This is a genomic window from Bradyrhizobium sp. USDA 3256, assembly GCF_054058275.1.
The window spans coordinates 4305377-4321589 of the sequence record NZ_JBSSAE010000002.1; the positions used below are offsets into that span (position 1 = coordinate 4305377).

At 65.3% G+C, this 16213-nt stretch carries 19 protein-coding genes; 11 read left to right on the plus strand and 8 right to left on the minus strand.

All coding sequences use genetic code 11. The annotated features are described in order from the left end of the window. Window position 1 precedes the first annotated feature (1 nt). From ACVWY5_RS22170 to ACVWY5_RS22195, 6 genes are all read right to left on the minus strand, one after another. Window positions 2-742, minus strand: coding sequence for a metallophosphoesterase family protein (locus ACVWY5_RS22170; protein WP_028336784.1), 741 nt, complete (start codon window positions 740-742; stop codon window positions 2-4). A gap of 108 nt (window positions 743-850) precedes the next feature. Continuing rightward, on the minus strand, window positions 851-1444 hold the full coding sequence (locus tag ACVWY5_RS22175; protein WP_028336783.1) for a TetR family transcriptional regulator: 594 nt from the start codon (window positions 1442-1444) through the stop codon (window positions 851-853). Then, entirely contained in the window at window positions 1441-1575 is a 135-nt protein-coding gene (locus ACVWY5_RS22180) for a hypothetical protein (protein ID WP_016843141.1), read from the minus strand. The genes ACVWY5_RS22175 and ACVWY5_RS22180 overlap by 4 nt, the downstream gene beginning before the upstream one ends. A 621-nt stretch (window positions 1576-2196) precedes the next feature. After that, window positions 2197-2805 carry a hypothetical protein gene (locus ACVWY5_RS22185; protein WP_028336782.1) on the minus strand — a complete coding sequence of 203 codons (609 nt, stop codon included), beginning with the start codon at window positions 2803-2805 and terminating at the stop codon, window positions 2197-2199. Continuing rightward, window positions 2798-3487, minus strand: coding sequence for a hypothetical protein (locus tag ACVWY5_RS22190; protein ID WP_028336781.1), 690 nt, complete (start codon window positions 3485-3487; stop codon window positions 2798-2800). The genes ACVWY5_RS22185 and ACVWY5_RS22190 overlap by 8 nt, the downstream gene beginning before the upstream one ends. Further along, the gene (locus tag ACVWY5_RS22195) at window positions 3484-4266 is read right to left on the minus strand and encodes a MotA/TolQ/ExbB proton channel family protein (RefSeq protein WP_028336780.1); all 783 of its coding nucleotides are present in this window, start codon (window positions 4264-4266) and stop codon (window positions 3484-3486) included. The genes ACVWY5_RS22190 and ACVWY5_RS22195 overlap by 4 nt, the downstream gene beginning before the upstream one ends. A 244-nt stretch (window positions 4267-4510) precedes the next feature. Here ACVWY5_RS22195 and ACVWY5_RS22200 point away from each other — a divergent pair, with 244 nt between their 5' ends. The 3 genes from ACVWY5_RS22200 (at window position 4511) to ACVWY5_RS22210 (ending at window position 7893) form a co-directional block, all read left to right on the plus strand. Next, complete coding sequence (locus tag ACVWY5_RS22200) at window positions 4511-5881, plus strand: histidine kinase (RefSeq protein ID WP_028336779.1); 1371 nt, start codon at window positions 4511-4513, stop codon at window positions 5879-5881. Window position 5882: 1 nt separating this feature from the next. Beyond that, window positions 5883-6551 (plus strand): response regulator, encoded by a 669-nt coding sequence (locus ACVWY5_RS22205; RefSeq protein WP_028336778.1) that lies wholly within the window; start codon window positions 5883-5885, stop codon window positions 6549-6551. A 169-nt stretch (window positions 6552-6720) separates the two neighbouring features. After that, a complete protein-coding gene (locus ACVWY5_RS22210; protein ID WP_028336777.1) occupies window positions 6721-7893 on the plus strand; it encodes a M20 aminoacylase family protein in 1173 nt (390 codons plus the stop codon). A gap of 214 nt (window positions 7894-8107) precedes the next feature. Here the strand turns inward: ACVWY5_RS22210 and ACVWY5_RS22215 are convergent, their stop codons facing one another. Beyond that, window positions 8108-8671: a cytochrome b gene (locus ACVWY5_RS22215; protein WP_028336776.1), complete on the minus strand. Its 564-nt coding sequence runs from the start codon at window positions 8669-8671 to the stop codon at window positions 8108-8110. A gap of 184 nt (window positions 8672-8855) precedes the next feature. Here ACVWY5_RS22215 and murI point away from each other — a divergent pair, with 184 nt between their 5' ends. The 8 genes from murI to ACVWY5_RS22255 all read left to right on the plus strand — a co-directional run bounded on the left by murI (window position 8856) and on the right by ACVWY5_RS22255 (window position 14754). Next, on the plus strand, window positions 8856-9653 hold the full coding sequence (gene murI, locus ACVWY5_RS22220) for a glutamate racemase (protein ID WP_028336775.1): 798 nt from the start codon (window positions 8856-8858) through the stop codon (window positions 9651-9653). Window positions 9654-9811: 158 nt separating this feature from the next. After that, window positions 9812-10588, plus strand: a complete 777-nt coding sequence (locus tag ACVWY5_RS22225) for an HpcH/HpaI aldolase family protein (RefSeq protein ID WP_028336774.1) — start codon at window positions 9812-9814, stop codon at window positions 10586-10588. Between the two features lie 252 nt (window positions 10589-10840). Continuing rightward, on the plus strand, window positions 10841-11230 hold the full coding sequence (locus ACVWY5_RS22230; protein ID WP_028336773.1) for a cupin domain-containing protein: 390 nt from the start codon (window positions 10841-10843) through the stop codon (window positions 11228-11230). 119 nt (window positions 11231-11349) lie between these two features. Continuing rightward, complete coding sequence (locus ACVWY5_RS22235; protein ID WP_028336772.1) at window positions 11350-12135, plus strand: hypothetical protein; 786 nt, start codon at window positions 11350-11352, stop codon at window positions 12133-12135. 270 nt (window positions 12136-12405) lie between these two features. Further along, on the plus strand, window positions 12406-13023 hold the full coding sequence (gene rpsD / locus ACVWY5_RS22240) for a 30S ribosomal protein S4 (RefSeq protein WP_028336771.1): 618 nt from the start codon (window positions 12406-12408) through the stop codon (window positions 13021-13023). Between the two features lie 119 nt (window positions 13024-13142). Next, entirely contained in the window at window positions 13143-13370 is a 228-nt protein-coding gene (locus ACVWY5_RS22245; protein WP_028336770.1) for a hypothetical protein, read from the plus strand. Then, the gene (locus ACVWY5_RS22250; RefSeq protein WP_321177057.1) at window positions 13342-13647 is read left to right on the plus strand and encodes a type II toxin-antitoxin system RelE/ParE family toxin; all 306 of its coding nucleotides are present in this window, start codon (window positions 13342-13344) and stop codon (window positions 13645-13647) included. The genes ACVWY5_RS22245 and ACVWY5_RS22250 overlap by 29 nt, the downstream gene beginning before the upstream one ends. Before the next feature lie 39 nt (window positions 13648-13686). Further along, complete coding sequence (locus ACVWY5_RS22255; protein ID WP_028336769.1) at window positions 13687-14754, plus strand: threonine aldolase family protein; 1068 nt, start codon at window positions 13687-13689, stop codon at window positions 14752-14754. Between the two features lie 121 nt (window positions 14755-14875). Here the strand turns inward: ACVWY5_RS22255 and ACVWY5_RS22260 are convergent, their stop codons facing one another. Further along, the gene (locus ACVWY5_RS22260; RefSeq protein WP_028336768.1) at window positions 14876-16138 is read right to left on the minus strand and encodes a serine hydrolase domain-containing protein; all 1263 of its coding nucleotides are present in this window, start codon (window positions 16136-16138) and stop codon (window positions 14876-14878) included. Window positions 16139-16213 lie beyond the last annotated feature (75 nt).

The window sequence follows — 16213 nt, forward strand, 5'->3', positions numbered from 1 at the left end:
GTCACCGGCCGAGCGGCAGGCGGTCGGCGAGCCAGTGCGGCAGGCCGTTCGCCTTGATCCGCGCCGCCGCGGTTGCGACGTCGTAGGGCACGCGATGAAAGGTGATCTCGCGGCTTACGGTGTCGAACATCGCAAACGACGCCGCGGGATCGCCGTCGCGCGGCTGGCCGACCGAGCCGAGCACGGCAAGCCAGCGCCGCCCCGGCAGCAACTGAACGGCGATGCCCGAAGTCGGAACGAAGCTCGTCATCTTGGCGGTCGAGGACATCGAATAGAGGCCGGGACGATGGATGTGGCCGCAGAACGTGATCTGCAGCCCGGTTGCCATCATGCTGCGCGCGGCGTCGGCGGTGTCGCGGACATAGCGCCACTTCGTGGGCTCCGAAGCTTCGGAGTGCACGTAGAGCCGATTGTCCTCCTCCCGCGACATCGGAAGCTCGGCGAGGAACTGCTTCTGCTCGCCGCTGAGCCGGCCGCGGGTCCAGTCGATCGCGGCCTGCGCCTCGGCATTCATGCTGTCGCTCGGCACGCCGATCGCATTGTCATGATTGCCGCGCACCGCGACCGCGCCCTTCGCGACGAGGTCCATCACCGTATCGACGGCCCATTCGGGATCGGCGCCGTAGCCGACGATATCGCCGAGGCAGATCAGCCGCTCGGCGCCGCGCGCACGCGCAGCGTCGAGGCAGGCGGCGAAGGCCTGCCGGTTGGCGTGAATATCGGCGAACAGTGCAAGCCGCATCGTGGTTCGCGTTGCTGATCCCTGTCCGATATCAAGCACACGCGGCCCCGGGCTCGCAATCGGGCCAAAGGCATCAGGTGGTCAGAGGGATGTCGGCAGAAAGCTCGGCTAGGGCTTGCAGACCCGCAGGCCCTTCAACAGCAGGGCCAGCAGCGCATCGATCCGCCCCGGGCATTCCGGCTTGGCCCATTCCTCGGCATGCGCCGGGTGATGGTAGCGGACGGTGGCGTCGAACACGGCACGCGCGGTCGCCTTCACATTGTCGATCTCGAACACGCCCTGCGCGACACCGTCGGACAGGATTTTCGCGATCAGGTCGACCTGCTTGTCCTTATAGGCTTCCACCACCTCGCGCGCGTCCTGCGCCAGCGCCAGGTAGGTCGCGAACATCTCGGGATCGTCACAGACCTTCTTCTGCTTGATCGTGAAGGCGGTGCGCAGCCATTGCTCCAGCCGCTCCGGCGCCGGGCCGTCGCCGGCTGCGATCTTGCACAGCGGCTCATTGGCGCGGTCGAGCCAGCGCTTGGCGACGGCATCGCGCAACGAGGCCTTGCTGGGGAAGTGACGGTAGACGCTGCCGTGGCTGACATCCAGCGCACGGGCAACGTCGACAACGGTGGCCTTGGTCAACCCGAAGCGCCTCAAGACATCCTCAGTTGCCTCAAGGATCCGCTCGGGTGTCAAAACCACCGCCTCGTTCATGCGTTTACCGTCTGGTTATCGCTGTCCTGCCCGCGGGTGAACTTGGCGGCCTGGGCGGCCAAGTGGCGGGCGACACGAAGATTGAGCCACTGTTGGATCTGGGCGGTCAATTGAAAGATTTCTATGGTCATGGAGGTAGTCCTTCGAGGTAGTCAAATTAAGTCCGGCTCCCCGGCCAAACGCCGGAATAGCTACTGGGCGCCCTCCTCCCTTGGGCTGGTGAGTATATACACCATCCCGCTGACAGATTTCAATATCTGTCAGACAATATTTTGTGAAATATTTTGTGAAATGACAGCTGCCCCCCTCGGAAAGCCCCGGCCTACAACGTTCCGTGAGCAGCCGGGGCGATCTGCCAAGCCGCGCCTATGTCTCGCTCGGGGCTACCTGGGAGAGACTTGCATGGACCGGCCAATGACCTTGAAGGAGATCGCGAAGATCACCGCGGGCGCGGTGGTCTCGCTCGTCATTGTCGGGTGGCTGATGGTTCTTGCGATCGCATTCCTGACGGTGCTGTGAGCCCGCCTCACCGCGCCGGCCCCTCGCCGGGCCTTGGCGCCGGAATCGAAAGGGGCCGCTTCACGCAGCGGCCCCTTTGCCGGGAAAATGTCTTGGGGATAAAATCTAGCCCCGGTTACCCCCAAGACTACACGCTTCGGGGAATTGAGGAATTCCGGATGATTACTGTCCATTTCGCTGACTGATTATTGCCGATCCCTATTTTTGTGCCATCCTCCCGGGTAGGCATCCGGCTATCGCTGCTCGTCCTTGGGCGGCATCCGGGGCGGTGGCAGTGGCGTGAACACCGACCCTTGCGCGCCGGCCGGCGGGGCCACGAACGTCCCCGTAGTGGAATCGCCGCCCGTCGTCTCCACGATCGTCTTCGGCGTGATGTACTCCCTGACGAAGTCCATGATGGTGCCGTCGCCACCGCCGAAATCCGCTGCCCGTCCGCCCTGTGGATGCCCGGCCTTGATCTCGTTCTCGGCGGTGTGGGTCTGCTCGGCCATTGCGTCGCTATAAGGAATGCGGAAAGCACGCGGGATCGCGCTCGGCCTGTTGTCCTCGTCAAGCTCCTCGACCCAGAGATAGATCGAGCCCGGGTCGCCCTCCAGCGAATGCGGCTCCACGATCCGCGTCGACAGCAGCTTGAAGTTCGCCGGCAATCTTTCCGCAGACGCCCAGCCGAGCAGACCGCGCATGCCGCCGAAGCTGACGAAATAGAACGCGCTGGTCACGACGATGACGATAGCCTTCAGCGACCAGTGCAGCCGCGCGTAGACCAGCACGATCAACAGCAGCGCACCGACCACAGCGTATGCGACCGCAAGCGTGAGGATCACCGACTGCAAGCTAATCATTGCGGAGCACCCTGACGCCGGATTTCGGGACGCCGGTGTTCGGATCGAGGTCGCCGCCGTTGCGCCAGCTGCTGCGGAAGGTCTCGAGCAGCGATTTCGGCCGCCGGTCGACGTTGATCACCTTGCCCTCGGCGTCGAGACGAAACCTGACCGCGGTCTTCTCGTCGCCGGTGTGATCGACGGTCAGCTTGTCGTCGAAGATCACCTGCGCCGTCGGATTGAGCTTCTGCACCTTCACATTGGCCTGCACCGGCTCGCCGGTCGTCGCCTGGAAGTGCGAGACGTTGACGGTGTATTCGCCGGCGACGATGCCGCGCAGCGTGACGATCTCCTCGCGGATCGGAGAGGCGATCTTCTTGCCGTTGACGATGATGAAGTCGTTGGCGCCGCCGCGGTCGTCGCGATCGAGGGTCAGGAAGCCGGCCTCGCGATGCCGGTACCAGGCGATGTTGCCGGCGGGGTCCTGCACGAACAGGTCGAGATCATCGGGGTGGTTGTCCGGCCAGTCCATCGTGATGATGAACTCCGCCTTGGATTCGATCTTGCCTTCCTTGGAGTCGGGTGACACCGCGAGCAGCGCCAGGAAGAACAGGAAGGCGATGACCTGCAGCGCCTTGAACAACATCACGCCGAGCGGATCGAACGGCTCCTCGCGCGGATAGAGCCCGAACTCATCCATCATGACGGCGTACCAAGGCGACGTTCCAGGGCCGGCGTGACGTGCGTCTCGGTCAGCACGACGGCGTCGGAAAACACCCGCTGGGTTGCGGAATCCAGCATGTAGTACTGAATCCGGACCAGGATCGATCCGATCAGCCCGGCCAGCGTCGTGTACATCGCGACCGCCATGCCGTCGCTCATCAGGCCCATCGACGATTTCATCGCGACCTTGTCGGCGGCATCCAGCGAAGCGATCGGCGCCAGCATGATGATGAAGCCGATGATGGTGCCGAGCAGGCCGAGCTTCATCAGCGTGTCGGAGACGAAGGCGCCGAAGCCGTTGGACCCGCGCAGCCGGTCCGCCAGCGTGCGCAGCAGCAGGGTCTGGTCGATGCGCCCCTTGGCCTGCGCCTCGGCCTTCTGCACCAGGCTTTTGATGTGATCGGTGACGAGCCCGCCGGGCAGGCCGCGCGCATCTGATGCAAGCGCCCCTGATGCAAGTATCTTGGCGCCATCGGGCGCGGCGAGGATGGTGCGGCAGGAGCGCGCTACCTCGCCTTCCCGTGCGATCGCCCGCGTCCGCCAGAAGCAATGGATGCAGGTGACGATGTAGAGGACGGCGATGACGCTGGAAATGTAGGTGCGGTCGGAACTGATCATGAGGCGGATCAGCCCGTAGCGCCACAGCAGGAAGGCGGCGAACACCGAAAGGCCGGTGAAGATCATCCAGAGCAGCAGGGCGCTGCGCTCTGCCGCGTCCGTGCCGGCCGATACGGCCGCGACGTCGACCTTGGCATCCATGCTGCGTGAGCTCCCTGTGTTCCACGAGGCTCCGCGCGGGCCTCACTTTCCGTTAGAGCAGAGCCGGCCAGCGCCGTCCAAAGACATCTGCCCAGATTTCGTCGGGCAAATTTCCCGACCTGCACAGCTTTGCATGCTTGCGATTGGCGGGGAACAGCGGTGCTGTTAGCATCGAACCTCTCGTTTGAGCATGACCGGCCGCTTCTCTCCGTTCCGGATCATGCTCTGGCCGTGGAGTGATCGCATGCGCCTCGTGCTTCAACTGGTCGCCCGCCTGCTTGTGATCGTCGCGCTATGCCTCGGCGCAGCCACCGTCTGGGCCACGATCGACGCCTATCGCAGCGTCGATCGTGCCACGGAGGCGTCCGCCGAGCGGGTTTCGCAATCGCTCGAAGCGCTGTACTGGCGCGAATTGCTGCTGCGCAGCAACCGGATGCGCGAGCAATTGCTGCCGGCACCGGACTGGCGCACCATCGAAACCATGGGCCTGATCGCGCCGGGGATCTGCGTACAGTTCGAACCGGCCGGCGCCTTCGAGAAGCCGCTCTGCGGCCAGAGCAAGGGGATCGGCAAGGCGCCGCCGCGCTGGTTCGCGGCCGCTGTGCAGATGCTGCTCGGCGATCACGCCACCGTGGAGCGGCCGATCAGCGCCCGCGCCGCGACCGCGGGAACCGTCCGCGCCATCGCCGATCCGGACGCAGCGATCGCGCTCGCCTGGCAGCACATTCTCGACAACATCCATGTCGCGCTGTTGATGGCGCTCGCCATCGCGCTGCTCGCTTCGCTTGCGATCGCGCACACGCTGGCACCCGCCCACTCGATCGTGTCGGCGCTGCGGCGGATGGCCGACGGCGAGTATCGTACGCCGCTGCCGCGCGTCCGCTCGATGGAGCTCGCGATGATCGGGCGCGCCGTCAGCGATCTCGGCGACCGCCTCGCGCTTGCCGAGGAGGAACGCACGGTGCTGACCAGGCGGCTGCTCGAGATTCGCAACGACGAACGCCGCACGCTGGCGCGCGAGCTGCACGATGAGTTCGGCCAGAATCTCACCGCGATCCTCGCCTTCGCCAACACGATCGAGGCAAGTGCCGGGGACAAGTACGCCGCCGGCACCGAAATTGCGCAGGACGCGCGGATGATCTCGCAGGCGACGCGCCGCATCATGGCGTGCCTGCGCGATACGTTGAACCGGCTGCGCCATCCGCCGGCTGAAGAGCTCGGGCTGGAGGCAAGCCTGGTCGATCTCGTCGACAGCTGGCGGTCGCGCACGGCGCAGCCGATGATCCAGCTCGATCTGCAGGGCGACCTTGCCGACATCAGCGGCACGGTCGCCGCCACCGCCTATCGCGTCGCGCAGGAGTGCCTGACCAATGCGCTGCGCCACAGCTCGGCGCGCGAGATCGTGCTGCGGATCGAGCGGCGGACCGGCAGCGAGAACGCCCTGCTGGTGCGCGTCGAGGACGATGGCGGCGGCGATGCGGCCAAGGTGGCGCAATCTGCGGGCTTCGGCCTCACCGGCGTCAGCGAGCGCGTCACAGCCCTCGGCGGCTCGCTGTCGATCGCGCGCGCCAGCCGCGGCCTGTCGGTCGCCGCCACGATCCCGCTCGCCGCCTGAGATGACAACCGTGACGACGACAACGGCGAAGATTCGGGGCATCTCGATCCTGCTGGTGGACGATCATCCGGTCGTCCGCCAGGGCTACCGGCGCGTGCTCGAGCATCAGGACGATTTCAGCGTGGTCGCCGAAGCCGACAACGCCGCCAGTGCTTATCGCGCATTCAAGTCGCACCAGCCCGATGTGGTGGTGATGGACATTTCGATGCCGGGTGCCAGCGGGCTGGAGGCGATCCGCAACATCCGCGCGCGCGACGCCGACGCGCGCATCCTCGTCTTCAGCATGCACAGCGAGGCGGCCCAGGTGAAAGCGGCATTCGGCGCCGGCGCCAGTGGCTTCGTCACCAAGGGCAGCGAGCCGGCCGAGCTGATCGCGGCGATCCGCTCGGTGGCGCGCGGCGAGCATGCGATGAGCGACGACGTCGCCCGCGTGCTTGCGATGGAAAGCCTGGTGCCGACCCGATCGGCGCTCGACCAGCTCGGCGAGCGCGAGATCGAAATCCTCCGGCAGCTGGCGGCCGGCAGCACCAAGGAGCAGATCGCCGCCAACCTCCACCTCAGCACCAAGACCGTGCAGAACTATCACTACCTCATCAAAGCCAAGACCGGCATGCGGACCGACGCCCAGCTGGTCCGCCTCGCCGTCGAATGCGGGCTGGCGAATTTGTAGAGCTCGTAGCCCGGATGGAGCGAAGCGAAATCCGGGATCTTCCCGCGCGCTCGATCCCCGGATTGCGCTTCGCTCCATCCGGGCTACCGACGTCATTGCCGCGTGACAAGTCGGCGGGTTACGCTACGCTGCGCCACCCACCAAAGCTCACAAGCAACGGACGCTCCCCATGCCCATCGTCAATCGCGTTGCCGCCCTCTCGGATGAAATGGCCGCCTGGCGTCATGACTTCCATGAGAATCCCGAACTGCTCTACGAGGTCCACCGCACCGCCGGCATCGTCGCCGACAAGCTGCGCGAGTTCGGCTGCGACGAGGTGGTGACGGGGATCGGGCGCACCGGCGTGGTCGGCGTGGTCCGCGGCCGCAAGTCCACTTCGGGTAAGACCATCGGCCTGCGTGCCGACATGGACGCGCTGCCGATCGCGGAGGCCTCGGGCGTCGCCTACGCCTCGAAGATTCCCGGCAAGATGCACGCCTGCGGCCATGACGGCCACACCGCGATGCTGCTCGGCGCCGCCAAATATCTCACCGAGACGCGCAATTTCGACGGCACCGCGGTCGTGATCTTCCAGCCCGCCGAAGAAGGCGGCGCCGGCGGCAAGGCGATGGTCGACGACGGGCTGATGACCCGCTGGGGCATCCAGGAGGTCTACGGCCTGCACAACATGCCCGGCCTGCCCGAGGGTTACTTCGCGACCACACCAGGCCCGATGCTGGCCTCGTCGGACACGTTGAAGATTGTCGTCCACGGCAAGGGCGGCCACGCCGGCGCCGCTCCGCACGAGGCGGTCGACAGCGTGCTGATCGGTGCCCAGATCATCAATGCGCTGCAGTCGATCGTGTCGCGCAATGTCGACCCGCTGAAATCGGCGGTCATCTCGATCACGATGTTCGAGGCCGGCACCGCGTTCAACGTGATCCCGGAGACCGTGACGCTGGGCGGCACCGTGCGCACGCTCGATCCCGGTGTGCGCGACCTGGTCGAGCGCCGGATCGGCGAGGTCGCCTCCAGCATCGCCAAGGCCTATGGCGGCTCGGCCGAGACGGATTATGGACGCATGTATCCGGTGACGTTGAACCACGCGCGCGAGGCCGGCGTCGCCGCCGAGGTCGCTCGCGACGTGGTCGGCACCGAACGCGTCAACGACAATCTGGTGCCGGTGATGGGTGCCGAGGATTTCGCCTTCATGCTGGAGGCGCGCCCCGGCGCGTTCGTCTTCCTCGGCATGGGCGACGGGCCGATGTGCCATCACCCCGCCTACAAGTTCAACGACAACATCCTCGGGCACGGCGCCTCCTACTGGGTGCGCCTGGTCGAGAAGCAGATGCCGGCGGGCTAAAGCGCGATGAGATTGGGTCGAATCGTCATCGCGCTTTAGCTCTTTGTTTGATTGTGATCTTTTCGGAAAACCGCTTCGCACTTTTCCGGATCATGCTCTAGACCCGCACGGACGTGCTCTTCACCTCTCCCTCCGGGAGAGGTCGGCGCGTAGCCCCTCACCCGATTTGCTGCGCAAATCGACCTCTCCCCATCGGGGAAAGGTAGACCTTGCGTCAAGCCGCGCGATCGGCGGGATTCGCCCCGATCATCCGCGCGGCAACGCGATCGCGCCTGACGAAATAGTGGAAGGCGACCGCGGCTAGGTGCAGCACGATCAACGCCAGCAGCACATAGGCGAAGAAGATGTGGCGATCCTCATAGGCATCCGCCGCCGCCTTGTCGGGCGAGGTGATCTGGGGAACGTGAAACAGGCCGAAGAAGCTCGAATAATCCTGGGCGCGGGCGCCGGAATGCGCCCAGCCCAGCATCGCCACCAGGATGGTGGCGGCGTAGAGCGCGCCGTGGCTGACCCGGGCGGCGATCCGTTGCCAGGAGGGCATCTCGGCCGGCAGCGCCGGCGTCGGGTTAAGGCCGCGCCAGAGCAGCCGCAGCACGGTGAGCAGCAGCACCAGGTAGCCGATGTCGGCGTGGATCGAGCGGTAGAAGAACTTGTCCGCCCGCGCCGGGACGTGGTTCATCCACCAGCCATAGGCCAGCATGCCGATGATGGCGATGCCGAGCACCCAGTGGAACGCGCGGGCGAGCGAGCCCCAGCTCGCGGCGGTATTGCGGATCATGTCGCGTGGCCCCCTTGCGGCCGCATTTTTGGATTTCACACGTCGCAGCAATAGTTTGCCGTGATACTTGCAGCTATCGGTCAAGGCCATATGAAATTCCCGGCCTCACCGCCTTTTGTCGGCCGCAGCGGCCGGATAGCCAAAAACAACTGAATGGTAACCCTGCTTCGGATAGAGTTTTCGCGTGTCCACTCCCCCGACCATCCTTGTGTTCGATTCCGGCCTCGGCGGCCTCACCGTGCTGCGCGAGATCGTCCGCGCCCGGCCCGACGCGCATTACGTCTATGTCGCCGACGACGCCTTCTTCCCCTATGGCCATCACGGCGAGGACGAGATCATCGCCCGCGTGGTGCCGCTGGTCGGTGAGCTGATCGCGGCCCACGCGCCCGACCTCGTCGTGATCGCCTGCAACACGGCATCCACGCTGGTCATGTCGCATTTGCGCGACGCCTATCCTTTGCCCTTCGTCGGCACCGTGCCGGCGATCAAGCCGGCCTGCGTCTCCTCGAAAACAAGGCGCGTCTCGGTGCTCGGCACAAGGGGCACCGTGAAGCGTGAATATACCCGCAAGCTGATCTCGGACTTTGCGCAGGGCTGCGAGGTGACGCTGGTCGGCTCCGGCGAGCTCGCCTCGCTGGCGGAGGCCGCCCTCAGCGGCGCGAGCGTGCGCGACGAGGATATCGCGGCCGAGCTCGCGCCCTGCTTCGTCGGCGATGGCGCCCACGACCCTGCCCGCACCGACACCGTCGTGCTCGCCTGCACGCATTATCCGCTGCTGCTGGAACGCCTCAGGAGGCTCGCACCCTGGCCGGTCGACTGGATCGATCCGGCGCCGGCGATCGCCCGCCGCGTCGCCGACCTGCTCGGCCCGGCAGGCTCGGAGAGTGACCAAGCCGGCGCAGAGATGATCTTCACCTCGAAGCGCCCGCACGCGCTGACGGAAGCGCTGACGCCATTCTTCGGCGGCCGCGTCCCGGCCTAATGCTTTTCGCCGTCACAACGCCGCTGGAGCGCGATGAGATCGGGTTGAAGCATCATCGCGCACCAGCTCCCTGTTTGAGTATGATCTTTTCGGAAAACCGCTTCACACTTTTCCGGATCATGCTTTAGCCTCTGCTCTCCTTCGAGGGAGGACCGAATTTGACCGCAGCCCCGCTGACACCGCTCAACCGCCTGCGCGAGGCGTGGCGCGACAAGCGCCCGACCTTCGGCGCGATCGCGACCATTCCGAGCATCCAGACCGTGCAGATCATGGCGCAGTCGCTGGACTGGATCATCGTCGATCTCGAGCACGGCCCGATCGATCTCGGCACCGCCCATGCGATGATCGTGGCCACCTCGGGCACGCCCTGCGTGCCGATGGTGCGGATCGCCGCCAACGAGCCGCATCTCGCCAAGGCACCGATGGACATCGGTGCGCTCGGCATCAATTTTCCGATGATCTGCAACGCAAGCGATGCGGTGAAGGCGGTGCGCAGCGTGCGCTACCCGCCGAAGGGCGACCGGCTCTGGGGACCGTTCCATGCGCCGTTCCGCTGGGGCGTCTCGATGAACGACTACATGGCGACCGCTGACGACGACATGATCTGCATGATCACGATCGAGCATGTCGATGCGGTGAACCGCATCGACGAGATCATGGCGACACCGGGCATTGACCTCGCGGTGATTGGCCCCGGCGATCTCGCCACCTCGATCAACAAGCGCGGTCTGCCCGACGATCCCGAAGTGGTCGCGCTGATGCAGCGCGCCGAACACGGCATCATGAAGAGCGGCGTGCCGATCGGCGGCGTCGCGCGCACCGCCGAACAGGCCAATGCGATGATCGACCGCGGTTACCTCGCGCTCGCGCTGGGCTTCGACTGGTCGCTGTTCCAGCGCGGCATCGCGGCCGCGTTCGCGGGGATCAAGCGGTAGGCGTCAAACGCGGCCGCCGCTAGTTCACAGCTGCCGGCGAGCAGGTTCCAGTCACGTCGTGAAGGAACCGCGGAGTGAACGATGCGTGTCGCCGGTACAGCTCGTTCGCCTGAGTAGCTCATGAATAAGCGGCACAAACCCACGCTGTTCGATGAACGGACTAATCCCAACGTCGCAAGTGCACATCACACATCGCACGCTTTCCGCCGCGATTCCGCGCTGCTAGAGTTTTGCGGGTTGGGAGGAAAATCCATGTTCAGGAAATTACTGCTTGGTCTCACCGTAATTGCCCTTGCCGGTGCCGGCGCTGCCTTGGCGCAGCAGAGCGGCATCAAGCGGACGCCGCTGCAGAAGGTCGATTTTCCACCGGGCTACAACACGGTCACCGCGATCGCCGAGGTTCCGGCCGGGGGTGCGTCGGGGCGTCACACCCATCCCGGCGCTGAAACCGGCTATGTGCTCGAAGGCGAGCTCGAGCTTCTGATCGACGGCAAACCGCCGTTGAAGCTGAAGGCGGGCGATTCCTACCAGATCCCGGAAGGCGCGGTGCACGACGCCAAGACGTCCGGCGACAAGCCGCTCAAGGTGCTCGGCGTCTACGTGGTCAAGGCCGGCGAGCCGTTGGCAAAACCAGCGCCGTGAGCAGAACCCCTTGGTCTCCGACCACTTGGTTCATCTGAGCTTCAGGTGCGGCGAGCAACCATTTGAGCTCGCCGGGCCTTTGATTTTTTGCCTGTTTGCTAAGGAACTGAATCGAACCGATGCGCGGTAAATTTCGTCAGATTTCATTGCCGCGCCGTCTCGTCGCCGATCTGATGCATGCATCGGCCGGCGTGCCGCTGGTCTCCCTGAAGCGCACCCTGAACGTGCGTGCAATCGTCGAGGCCCGTGCACGCGCGGCGCAGGCACCGGGCTGGGCCGCCATCTTCGTCAAGGCATTCGCGCTGGTCGCCAGGACCGAGCCGACGCTGCGCACGCTGCACGTCAAATGGCCGTGGCCTTGCCTCTACGAGCTGCCGCGCAGCGTCGGCATGGTGGCGATTGCGCGCGTTGAGAAGGGCGAGGACTGCGTGCTGTTCGAGCGCGTCTGTGCCGCCGACGAGATGCCGCTCGCCGAGGTCGACGCGCTGATCCGCCGCGCCAAGACCGCGCCGCTGCACGAAATCCCCTCGTTCCGCAAGATGCTCTGCGTGACCCGCCTGCCGCTTCCGCTCCGCCGCCTGGCGTGGGCGATCGGGATGAATTTTGGCCGGCAGCGCGCCAATTTCTGCGGCAGCTTTGGCGTGACCTCGGTCGCGGCCTATGGCCCGGGCGAGTTGCACGCACTGAGCCCGGGGCCATTCCTGTTGAGCTATGGGGTGATCAGGCCGGACCACACTGTCGACGTGGTGCTGCGCTGGGACCATCTGGTCTGCGACGCCGCCCTGATCGCGCAGACCTTGATCCGCCTCGAGCAGGTGCTGGGCGGCGAAATCGCCGCCGAACTGGGCGCGGGCCGGCCGCAAGCCGATGCCCGGCTGGTCCGGGCGGCCGGAAGCCGTCTCTGAGGGGCAGAATCGGCTAATTTTGACGCCGATTCGGCCCAAAATGCCCTGCGTTTTGTTTGACAGAACCGGACTTTCTCCTTAAGACCACGTTGCTCGCGGGCCGGTTTTCGGCCCGCGATGCGTTTCGCGACCCGTGGTCCTCCCCGAGCTTTCGAGGCGGACCTGTCGGTACAGGTCTTTTGGCCGGTACACAGGAGGGCGCGTCTCCTCAAACCTGAAACTGACAAACGCCGGCCGCCAGGGTGCGACGGCTATGCAAAAGAGGACGCGATGACAAAGCGCAGTGAGGCGAAGTACAAGATTGATCGCCGCATGGGCCAGAATATCTGGGGCCGCCCGAAGAGCCCCGTGAACCGCCGCGAATACGGCCCCGGCCAGCACGGCCAGCGCCGCAAGGGCAAGCTCTCCGACTTCGGCGTGCAGCTGCGCGCCAAGCAGAAGCTCAAGGGCTACTACGCCAACATTTCCGAGCGCCAGTTCCACGGCATCTATGTCGAAGCCAGCCGCCTGAAGGGCGACACCGGCGAGAACCTGATCGGCCTCCTGGAGCGCCGTCTCGACACCGTGGTCTACCGCGCCAAGTTCGTCTCCACGATGTTCGCCGCGCGCCAGTTCATCAACCACGGCCACATCAAGGTGAACGGCCGCAAGGTCAACATCGGCAGCTACAAGCTGAAGGTCGGCGACCTCATTGAGGTCAAGGAAGCCTCCAAGCAGCTGACCCCGGTGCTGGAAGCGAGCCAGCTCCCCGAGCGCGACGTGCCCGACTTCATCGAGGTCGATCACTCCAAGATGACCGCGACGTTCGCGCGCACCCCCGGCCTCTCGGATGTGCCGTTCCCGGTGCAGATGGAGCCGCATCTGATCGTCGAATTCTATTCGCGCTGATCACAGCACGCATGCGAGATCCGAAAGGCCCCGGTTTTGCCGGGGCCTTTTTGTTTGCCCACAAGATGACTATCATACGCGGGACCTGGCAGATGGTTGCCCGTTGAGGTTTCTTGCCGATGACCCGGTTACTCGAACAGGCCTTCGAGACAGTTTCAAACTTGCCTGACACAGAGCAGGACGAGCTCGCGCGCATCATGCTGCAGCTTGCCGGCGTCGACCAACCACCGCTCCAGCTCACGCCGGAAGAAGACGCCGATCTGGCTGAAGCCGACGCCGAGATTGCACGCGGCGAGCTGGCAACGGCCGAGGAAGTCCGTGCGATGTGGGCAAAGCACGGGCTGTGAACCTCCGTTACACGCGACGGGCTCTTGTCAAGATCGATCGAGCGCTCGCCTACATCGAAGCAAGATCGCCTCAAGGGGGGCGGTCCATGTTCGCGACCGTATCCTGACCCTTGTCACGCTGCTGCAGGAGCAGCCGCGTGCGGGGCGCCCGACAAGTCGCCCCGGCGTCCGCCGGCTTTCGGCCACGCCATACCCCTACTTGATCGACTATCGCGTGACGCCCACCGAGATCATTATTATGCGGTTTCGTCACGCTGCCCGGAGGCCTATACGCTAGCGGCGACTCCGCACGCCAGCGGAGCGATGAGGAAAGCCCATGCACTACACCCCTGCCCGTCCCGATCCCAAGGCACCCGCCGTCCGTATCAACCTGCTCTCGGACACGCAGACCAGGCCGACGCCGGCGATGCGCGAGGCGATGGCGAAGGCGGAGGTCGGCGACGAACAGGTCGGGGACGATCCGACCACCAATGAGCTCTGCGCCCGCGTCGCCGATCTGCTCGGCAAGGAAGCCGCCGTGTTTATGCCGTCGGGCACGATGTGCAACGTCGCGGCGACGCTGGCCTATTGCCGCCCCGGCGACGAGATCCTGGCGCATGCGACCGCGCATATCATTGCGCGCGAGGGCGGCGCCCATGCCGCACTCGGCGGTTTCCAGATCACGCAGCTGCCGGGAGATGACGGCCAGTTCACGCCGGACACCTTCCAGGCCGCGCTGCATCCGCGCACCCGCTACCAGCCGCCGCAAGTGCTCGTCAGCGTCGAGCAGACCGCCAATATCGGCGGCGGCACGATCTGGAAAAAGGCCGCGCTCGACGAGGTCGTGCGCATCGCCAAGGCCCACGGCCTTGTCACCCACATGGACGGCGCGCGGCTGCTCAATGCGACCGTCGCCTCCGGCATCTCGCCGCGCGACATGACGGCGGGCTGGGATTCCGCCTGGATCGATTTTTCCAAGGGCCTCGGGGCGCCGATCGGCGGCGTGATCGCCGGCACCCGGGCGTTCATCGACGATGTCTGGCGCTGGAAGCAGCGGCTCGGCGGCTCGATGCGGCAGTCCGGCGTCTGCGCCGCCGCCTGCATCCATGCGCTCGATCACCATGTCGACCGCCTCGCCGACGACCATGCCAATGCGCGGGCGCTGGCGCGCGGCCTGTCGCAGATCAACGGCATCGCGGTGCAGGCGCCGGAGACCAACCTCGTCTTCTTCAAGCCCGACGGCGCCGGCGTCTCAGGCGACAAGATGGTCGCTGAGCTGCGCAAGCGCGGCGTGACGCTGGCGATGATGGACGGCCGGATCAGGGCCTGCACGCATCTCGATGTGTCAGCGGCGATGATCGAGGAAGCAGTCGGACACGTCAGGGACATCGTGCGCGCGGCGTAGCAACCTCGGCAATCGTAGCCCGGATGCAGCGTAGCGAAATCCGGGACAGCACGATCCGACAGCAGGACCGCCCCGGATTGCGCTTCGCTCCATCCGGGCTACGAAACGACAAGATAAGCGTCTACCGTCCCATCGCCTGGTAGATCAGCGTCTTCAGCTCCTGCTGGATCCGGCCGCGCTGCGACGGCGTCTGCACCATGAAGATCCCGAACAGGTCATCCGCGGGATCGATGAAGAAGAAGGTGCCGCCGACGCCGTCCCAGCGATACTCGCCCAGCGGCCAGTCTGTGTTCGCCGGCACCGAAGTGCGGACCGCGAAGCCGAGGCCGAAGCCGGAGTTCGGACCGGGATAGTAGTTCTGGTCGCGCACGACGCCGGTCTCCGGACCGATATGGTCCCTCGCCATCAGCGCGATGGTCTCCGGCTTCAGATAGCGCCTGCCCTCATAGCTGCCGCCGTTCAGCAGCATCTGCGAGAAGCGCGCATAGTCGCCGATGGTGCCGACCATGCCGCCGCCGCCGGATTCCCATCGCAGCGGCTTGCGCGGATTGCGGACATCGGCGACCGGACTGATGGTGCGATCCTTCGGCATCGGCTCGGCGATCAGCGGCCATTTCGCCCGGTCGGCGACATAAAACGCAGTCTCGTTCATCCCGAGCGGGCCGAGCAGCCGTTCCTTCTCGACCTGAAACAGCGATTTCCCCGTGATCACCTCGATGATGCGGCCGAGCACGTCGGTGGAATGGCCGTAGTCCCATTGCGTGCCGGGTTGTTCGGCGAGCGGCAGCGACGTGAGCCGCGCCACGAATTCGGCATTGTCGGGATCGTTGTTGAACAGGCCGGCATCGGCGTAGGTCTTGTTCACGATACCACCGCCGTAATAGCCGTAAGGCAGGCCGGCAGTGTGGCGCATCAGGTCTTCGATGGTGATGGGGCGCCTCGGCGGCTCCAGCGTCATCGCCATCTTGCCCTCATCGCCGCGCTTTTCCACCCCGACCTTCATTTCGGCAAAGGCCGGGATATATTTCGACACGGGATCGCCGAGCGCGAGCTTGCCTTCCTCGACCAGCATCATCGCGATGACCGTGGTGATCGGCTTCGACATCGAATAGAGGCGGAAGATGGTATCGGCGCTCATCGAGAATTCGGTGGCGACGTCGCGAACCCCGAACTTCTCGCAGTAGACCGGCTTGCCATGTTGCTGCAGCAGCAGGATCGCGCCCGGGATCTTTCCAGTCGCGACCTCGTTCCTGACATAGTCGGAAACCCTGGCGAGGCCTTCCGCCGAGAAGCTGTGCGCGGCCGGCCGCGCGGAGCCGGCCTTCGCAACCGTTGCGACCAACGCGAACGCGAATGCCGCGACGAACGCGCGGCCCCCACGCATGCGAGCGCATGAGCCGATCCGCCTGAATCGGATCATGCCGTCATTCCCTTCTTTTCAACGTGTTTCTTCACGCGA

Coding starts and splice junctions, on each gene's coding strand:
- ACVWY5_RS22190 (WP_028336781.1), bottom strand. CDS start 3,487: ATGATGGATGAGTTCGGGCTCTATCCGCGCGAGGAGCCGTTCGATCCG.
- ACVWY5_RS22195 (WP_028336780.1), bottom strand. CDS start 4,266: ATGGATGCCAAGGTCGACGTCGCGGCCGTATCGGCCGGCACGGACGCG.
- ACVWY5_RS22260 (WP_028336768.1), bottom strand. CDS start 16,138: ATGCGTGGGGGCCGCGCGTTCGTCGCGGCATTCGCGTTCGCGTTGGTC.
- ACVWY5_RS22175 (WP_028336783.1), bottom strand. CDS start 1,444: ATGAACGAGGCGGTGGTTTTGACACCCGAGCGGATCCTTGAGGCAACT.
- ACVWY5_RS22215 (WP_028336776.1), bottom strand. CDS start 8,671: ATGATCCGCAATACCGCCGCGAGCTGGGGCTCGCTCGCCCGCGCGTTC.
- ACVWY5_RS22170 (WP_028336784.1), bottom strand. CDS start 742: ATGCGGCTTGCACTGTTCGCCGATATTCACGCCAACCGGCAGGCCTTC.
- rpsD (WP_028336771.1), top strand. CDS start 12,406: ATGACAAAGCGCAGTGAGGCGAAGTACAAGATTGATCGCCGCATGGGC.
- ACVWY5_RS22255 (WP_028336769.1), top strand. CDS start 13,687: ATGCACTACACCCCTGCCCGTCCCGATCCCAAGGCACCCGCCGTCCGT.
- ACVWY5_RS22185 (WP_028336782.1), bottom strand. CDS start 2,805: ATGATTAGCTTGCAGTCGGTGATCCTCACGCTTGCGGTCGCATACGCT.
- ACVWY5_RS22205 (WP_028336778.1), top strand. CDS start 5,883: ATGACAACCGTGACGACGACAACGGCGAAGATTCGGGGCATCTCGATC.
- ACVWY5_RS22210 (WP_028336777.1), top strand. CDS start 6,721: ATGCCCATCGTCAATCGCGTTGCCGCCCTCTCGGATGAAATGGCCGCC.
- ACVWY5_RS22200 (WP_028336779.1), top strand. CDS start 4,511: ATGCGCCTCGTGCTTCAACTGGTCGCCCGCCTGCTTGTGATCGTCGCG.
- ACVWY5_RS22235 (WP_028336772.1), top strand. CDS start 11,350: ATGCGCGGTAAATTTCGTCAGATTTCATTGCCGCGCCGTCTCGTCGCC.
- ACVWY5_RS22230 (WP_028336773.1), top strand. CDS start 10,841: ATGTTCAGGAAATTACTGCTTGGTCTCACCGTAATTGCCCTTGCCGGT.
- ACVWY5_RS22180 (WP_016843141.1), bottom strand. CDS start 1,575: ATGACCATAGAAATCTTTCAATTGACCGCCCAGATCCAACAGTGGCTC.
- ACVWY5_RS22245 (WP_028336770.1), top strand. CDS start 13,143: ATGACCCGGTTACTCGAACAGGCCTTCGAGACAGTTTCAAACTTGCCT.